The sequence below is a fragment of the Alkalicoccobacillus porphyridii genome (genome assembly GCF_007293315.1).
In the GTDB taxonomy this organism is placed as follows: domain Bacteria; phylum Bacillota; class Bacilli; order Bacillales; family Bacillaceae_D; genus Alkalicoccobacillus; species Alkalicoccobacillus porphyridii.
The window spans coordinates 1-232 of the sequence record NZ_VLXZ01000434.1 but is presented as its reverse complement, the minus strand read 5'-3'; the positions used below and the strand labels follow the sequence as shown (position 1 = coordinate 232).

Genomic DNA, 232 nt, shown 5'->3' with positions numbered 1-232 from the left:
ACATACTCCACTAGTTATCGTTGATTTTGTCCAACAACTTGTCAGCATAATCGCCGCGTAAAAAATCGGTACTCAATCCAGCTTGTCGCAGCTTCAATTCCAGTAATGACAATCGACGGCTAACCTCTTGATATTGCGGATCATCGTGACGGATACCTTTGAGAATATCCAGAAGCTGAATTGCTTCTCTCCGTTGCTCAAGTTCTGGCGGTAAGCAACCGGCATTCTTCAG

General features: G+C 44.8%; 1 protein-coding gene. It reads right to left on the bottom strand.

Features of this window, described 5'->3' with window-relative positions:
- Positions 1-10 precede the first annotated feature (10 nt).
- On the bottom strand, positions 11-232 hold a 222-nt coding region (locus tag FN960_RS24840; protein WP_498034112.1), incomplete at its 5' end, for a DnaJ family domain-containing protein.